The sequence below is a fragment of the Sphingomonas sp. CCH9-E2 genome (assembly GCF_001557215.1).
Taxonomy (GTDB): domain Bacteria; phylum Pseudomonadota; class Alphaproteobacteria; order Sphingomonadales; family Sphingomonadaceae; genus Sphingomonas.
The window spans coordinates 1-5269 of record NZ_LSJM01000301.1 but is presented as its reverse complement, the minus strand read 5'-3'; the positions used below and the strand labels follow the sequence as shown (position 1 = coordinate 5269).

The window sequence follows — 5269 nt, the reverse complement described above, 5'->3', positions numbered from 1 at the left end:
CCCCTGAGACAAGCTCAGGGGAGGAATACAGATTGCCTTCCCCCGCCTCACCCCCTAGCCCTCGGGCCGATGACCGACCCGCTGGACCGCATCGCCGCCGCGCTTGAACGGCTCGCGCCGCCACCGCCGCCCGCGCCCGACCTGACCGCGCATCCCGCTTATGTCTGGCATCGAGGATATCTCCAGCCCGCCCGCGCCTTCGCCCCGCTCCCGCTGGCCGAACTGGTCGGGATCGACGCCCAGAAAGCCACGCTGGTCGAAAATGTCCGCCGCCTAGCGGCCGGGCTTCCCGCGCATGACGCATTGCTGTGGGGGGCGCGCGGCACCGGCAAATCTGCGCTGAGCAAGGCCGCCGTCGCCGCGGTTCAGGCCAAAGGCGGAGCTGTCGCGCTGGTCGAGGCACAGGCCGACGCGCTCGACACCCTCCCCACCCTGTTCGCGCTCCTTGCCGAAGCGCCGCGCGCGTTCGTCGTGTTCCTCGACGATCTCGGTTTCGACGCCGCCTCCGACGGCCGCGCGCTCCGCTCGCTGCTCGAAGGCGGAGCGGAAGCGCGCCCGGCCAATACCCGCCTGTTCGTCACCTCGAACCGCCGCCACCTGATCCCCCGCAACCTCGAGGAACAGGCGAGCGCGATCAACCCGCGGGACAGTATCGACGACAGCCTCGCGCTCGCCGACCGTTTCGGGCTCAGCCTCGGCTTCCACGCGATCGATCAGGACACCTATGTCGCGATCGTTCAGACCTATGCCGCGGACCACGGCCTGCCGTTCGACGCGGCGGAGGCGATCAACTGGGCAACGCGGCGCGGCAGCCGCTCGGGCCGCGTCGCCTGGCAATATGTCGTCGATCTCGCCGGGAGGCACGGCAAGCGCCTGTGAGAGGACAGCTCGCGATCCAGCATGTCCATATCCATTGGGACAAGGCGGCGCGCGGCATGCCCTGGTCAGCGGTGCGCAACGCCCTGCCCCGCGAAGTCCCGTTCGATCCCCCGCACGCAAGCGAACAGGGCTGGTACCAGCGGATCGAGTATCGCGCGCGCGACGGCTTCGTCCCCGTCACCAGCTATGGCGCATTGGGTGAGATCGAGGACGGCCGCGTCCCGCTCGCCACGCGGATGGAGGGCAGCGATCATCTCTGGCTGCGCTTCAACGTCGCCAACCACACCCCATATCGCCCCAATCTCGACCAGTGGATCGTGCGCCTGCCCTTCGGCCAGCGCGTGACGTTGCGCTGCAACTCCAAATCGGATGGCGACCATGACCGCTGGTATTTCGAAGATGTCGTCCATGTCGGCTGGGCCGATATTGCCACGCTCGACCTGCCGGTCTTTCGGGAAATCGACGAACGTGCGCTGCTTTACTGATCGCACGACGGACCTTCCCAGCCTCCACGCTGTTATTGCGCGATGACAACGACCCTGCCTGTCCCGCGCGAAGCCGTGCTGATCGTCAACGCCAAGTCACGGCGCGGCGAAGCGCTGTTCGAGTCTGCGCGGCAAAAGATCGCGGCAGCCGGCATCCGCCTGATCGCCGCGCATCCGGTGAAGGACCCCGACCTGCTCGACGACACCGTCCGCGACGCGATCCACAGCGGCGCGCCGATGGTGATCGTCGGCGGCGGCGACGGGTCGCTGTCGGGCGTGGTCGATGACGTCGTCGGTAAGGATGTCGTGTTCGCCGTCCTCCCGCTCGGCACCGCCAACAGCTTCGCGCGCACCCTCGGCATCCCGCTCGACCTCGACGGCGCGATTCATGCGATTGCGACCGGCAAGCGCCGCCGCGTCGATCTCGGCATGATCGACGGGGACTATTTCGCCAACGCCGCCGCGATGGGGTTGTCGCCGATGATCGGAAAGACGGTGCCGCATAACCTCAAGAAATATGCGGGACGCGTCGGCTATCTCGCCTGGGCGCTGTGGTGCTTCGCGCGCTTCCGCCCATTCCGCGTCACCGTCACTGACGCGCGCGGCCCGCACCGCATGTGGGCGAGCGAGGTGCGCATCCTCAACGGCAAATTCCATGGTGGCGTGGTGATGAGCGACGAGGCCAGCGTCGAAAGCGGCGAAATGCTGATTCAGGTCGTCACCGGCCGCAATCGCTGGCGGCTGGCGTGGGACTGGTATCTGCGCTTCTTCCGCCTGCGCGGCCGCGAGAAACTGGTCGAGGAGTTTCGCGGCACCGAGCTGAAGCTCGACGCCCGTCCCCGCCGCAGCATCTCGATCGACGGCGAAGTGCTCGCGCGCGTGCCTGTGACGGTGCGCGTGGCCGAACGCGCGATCGACGTGGTGGTGCCGGCTGAATAGCCCCTCCCCTGAAGGGGAGGGGCTTTAAACCTACCCCAAACCCTCGGCCATCTCCGCCAGCTCCAGCCAGCGCAATTCCGCCGCGTCCTTCTCGTCGCGCGCCTTGGCGATCGCCGCCATCAGCGCGTCAAACTTCTTCGGGTTCTTGGAATACAGCTCCGGATCGGCCAGCGCCGCTTCGTCGCGGGCGATGGCCGCGTCCAGTTCCTCGATCCGCTTGGGCAGCAGGTCATAATCGCGCTGGTCCTTGTAGCTCAGCTTGGTCCGCGCCTTGGGCGTTTCCGCGACCGGCGCGACCTTGGCCGTCACCTTCTTCGCCTCGGTCCGCACCTTGCGCTTGGCTTCCCAGTCGGCATAGCCGCCGACCACCATGTCGACCGTGCCCGACCCGTCGAGCCCGATCGTCATCGTCACGGTGCGATCCAGAAAGTCGCGGTCATGGCTGACGATCAGCACTGTGCCGTCATAATCTGCGATCACTTCCTGCAGCAGGTCGAGCGTTTCGAGGTCGAGGTCGTTGGTCGGCTCGTCCAGCACCATCAGGTTCGACGGCCGCGCAAACTCGCGCGCCAGCAACAGGCGCGAGCGCTCGCCGCCCGACAGCGTCCCGACCTTCGCCTCGACCATCTCGGGCGCGAACAGGAACTCCTTGAGGTAACCATGGATATGCTTGCGCACGCCCAGCACATCGACCCACTCGCCGCCATCGGCGACGACTTCGCGCACCGTCTTGTCGGGTTGCATCCGGCTCCGCTGCTGGTCGATGATCACCGGATCGATGGTCTTGGCGCGCGTCACCGTCCCGCTATCGGGTTCGATCTCGCCGGTCAGCAGCTTGAGCAGGGTCGACTTGCCCGCGCCATTCTTGCCGACGATGCCGATCCGGTCCTTGCGCGTGATGCGCAGCGTCAGGTCGCGGATGATCGTGCGGTCGCCGTAGCTTTTTGACGCGTGCTTGGCGTCGATCACCACCTTGGTCTTCGAATCGTCCGCCGCGGTGGTCAGGTTGGCCGCGCCCTGCGGCCCGGTCATTGCCGCGCGCTCGGCCCGCATCTCCAGCAGCTTGGTCAGTCGCCCCTGGTTGCGCCGCCGCCGCCCTGTCACCCCGCGCTGGAGCCAATGCTCCTCCAGCTTCAGCTTGGCGTCGAGCTTCTCCGCCGCGCGCTGCTCCTCGGCATAGACCTGGTCGGTCCATGCCTCGAACCCGCCAAAGCCGACTTCTGCGCGCCGCATCGACCCGCGGTCGAGCCACAGCGTCTGCCGCGTCAGCCGGGTCAGAAAAGTACGGTCATGGCTGATCACGACAAACGCGCCGCGATAGCGCGTCAGCCACTCTTCCAGCCATTCGATCGCATGGATGTCGAGATGGTTGGTCGGCTCGTCGAGCAGCAGCACGTCGGGGTCCATGGCGAGCGCGCGCGCGATCGCCGCGCGCCGCCGCTCGCCGCCCGACGCGGTCGCCGCCTTGCGCGACAGGTCGATGCCCAGCTGGTCGGCAATCGCCTCCGCCTCGTGCCGCGCGGGCGCGTCGTCGCCCGACAGGACATAATCCATCAGCGTGACGCAGCCGGCCATGCGCGGCTCCTGCTCCAGCATCACGACACGCGTGCCCGGCTGGATCGTCCGGCGGCCCTCGTCGGCATCGACTTGCCCGGCGATCAGCTTGAGCAGGGTCGTCTTGCCCGCGCCGTTGCGCCCGATCAGCGCCAGCCGGTCGCGCGCACCGATTTGGATGTCGAGGTCGCGGAACAACCAGCCCGATCCCTGGATCAGGCCGAGCTTTTCATAGGAGAGGACGGGGGCAGCCATGGCGGGGGCAGGTAGGGCCGCGCGCGCCATCGGGCAAGCATTGTCGGGCCGCCCGTTCCTGACAGCCACCTTTCCGCCGCATTCACGGGCTGTTCAACGCGGCGGGGCTATGCCATCCCCGTCATGAAGATGTTTGGTGTCCTTTGTCTCGGCGCGTGTCTCGCCGCCGCTGCCCCGGTTCACGCTGTGCCGCAAGATCGGCGCAGCGACCAGGAGGCTGCGCGCGAAGGCCGCCTCCAGGGCCGTCTGCTCCCGCTCCGCGCGATCGAGGCGCGGGTGGTGCCGCAGATGGAGCGTCAGGGCGCCCGCTATCTCGGCTTCGACTTCGATTCAGGAACCGGCATTTACACGCTGAAGTTCCTGCGCAATGGAAACGTCATCTGGATCGATGTCGACGGCCGCACCGGTCAGGTGATGAGCCGGTCGGGCGGCTGACCCGGCGACAAAGAGGGAAACACCGATGCGCGTTCTGATCGTCGAGGACGAACCCAATCTCCGCAACCAGCTTCAGTCCACGCTCGAAGGCGCGGGCTATGCCGTCGATACCGCGAGCGATGGCGAGGAAGGTCATTATCTCGGCTCGACCGAGGCCTATGACGCGATCGTCCTCGACCTCGGTCTGCCCGAGATTGACGGGCTGACGGTGCTCGACCGCTGGCGGCGGGAGGGCAAGACCACCCCGGTGCTGGTGCTCACCGCGCGCGACAGCTGGTCGGACAAGGTCGCCGGCCTCGACGCGGGCGCCGACGACTATGTCGCCAAGCCGTTCCAGTCGGAAGAGCTGATCGCCCGCCTGCGCGCCCTCATCCGCCGCGCATCGGGCAATGCCAGCGCCGAACTGATCGCGGGCGACATCCGCCTCGACACGCGCAGCGGCAAGGTGACCAAGGCGGGCGAGCCGGTGAAGCTGACCGCACAGGAATATAAGCTCCTGTCCTATCTGCTCCACCACAAGGGCAAGGTGGTCAGCCGCACCGAGCTGATCGAACATATCTACGACCAGGATTTCGACCGCGATTCGAACACGATCGAGGTGTTCGTGACCCGCATCCGCAAGAAGCTCGGCGCGGACGTCATCACCACCATCCGTGGCCTGGGCTACAGCCTCGAAGAGCCGGCGGAGGCCGGTGCTTAAGGTTCTTCTTCTCCCCTCCCGC

6 protein-coding genes are annotated in these 5269 nt (G+C 67.2%); 5 read left to right on the top strand and 1 reads right to left on the bottom strand.

Going from position 1 to position 5269, the window contains the following annotated elements; all coding sequences use genetic code 11:
* Positions 1-69 precede the first annotated feature (69 nt).
* Genes AX681_RS13895 through AX681_RS13885 form a run of 3 tightly spaced genes read left to right on the top strand, consistent with a single transcriptional unit; the run spans position 70 to position 2303 of the window.
* Complete coding sequence (locus AX681_RS13895) at positions 70-879, top strand: ATP-binding protein (protein WP_066660365.1); 810 nt, start codon at positions 70-72, stop codon at positions 877-879.
* Entirely contained in the window at positions 876-1364 is a 489-nt protein-coding gene (locus tag AX681_RS13890) for a hypothetical protein (protein WP_066660368.1), read from the top strand. Before AX681_RS13895 ends, AX681_RS13890 begins: the two co-directional genes overlap by 4 nt.
* Positions 1365-1406: 42 nt before the next feature.
* Entirely contained in the window at positions 1407-2303 is an 897-nt protein-coding gene (locus tag AX681_RS13885) for a diacylglycerol/lipid kinase family protein (protein WP_066660371.1), read from the top strand.
* A gap of 30 nt (positions 2304-2333) precedes the next feature.
* Here the strand turns inward: AX681_RS13885 and AX681_RS13880 are convergent, their stop codons facing one another.
* Positions 2334-4112, bottom strand: a complete 1779-nt coding sequence (locus AX681_RS13880) for an ABC-F family ATP-binding cassette domain-containing protein (RefSeq protein ID WP_066660374.1) — start codon at positions 4110-4112, stop codon at positions 2334-2336.
* Positions 4113-4235: 123 nt separating this feature from the next.
* Between AX681_RS13880 and AX681_RS13875 the strand changes: the two genes are divergently transcribed.
* Together AX681_RS13875 and AX681_RS13870 are read left to right on the top strand one after the other, a co-directional pair.
* Complete coding sequence (locus AX681_RS13875) at positions 4236-4547, top strand: hypothetical protein (RefSeq protein WP_066660376.1); 312 nt, start codon at positions 4236-4238, stop codon at positions 4545-4547.
* Positions 4548-4572: 25 nt separating this feature from the next.
* The gene (locus AX681_RS13870; protein WP_066660378.1) at positions 4573-5247 is read left to right on the top strand and encodes a response regulator transcription factor; all 675 of its coding nucleotides are present in this window, start codon (positions 4573-4575) and stop codon (positions 5245-5247) included.
* The last annotated feature ends 22 nt before the right edge of the window (positions 5248-5269 follow it).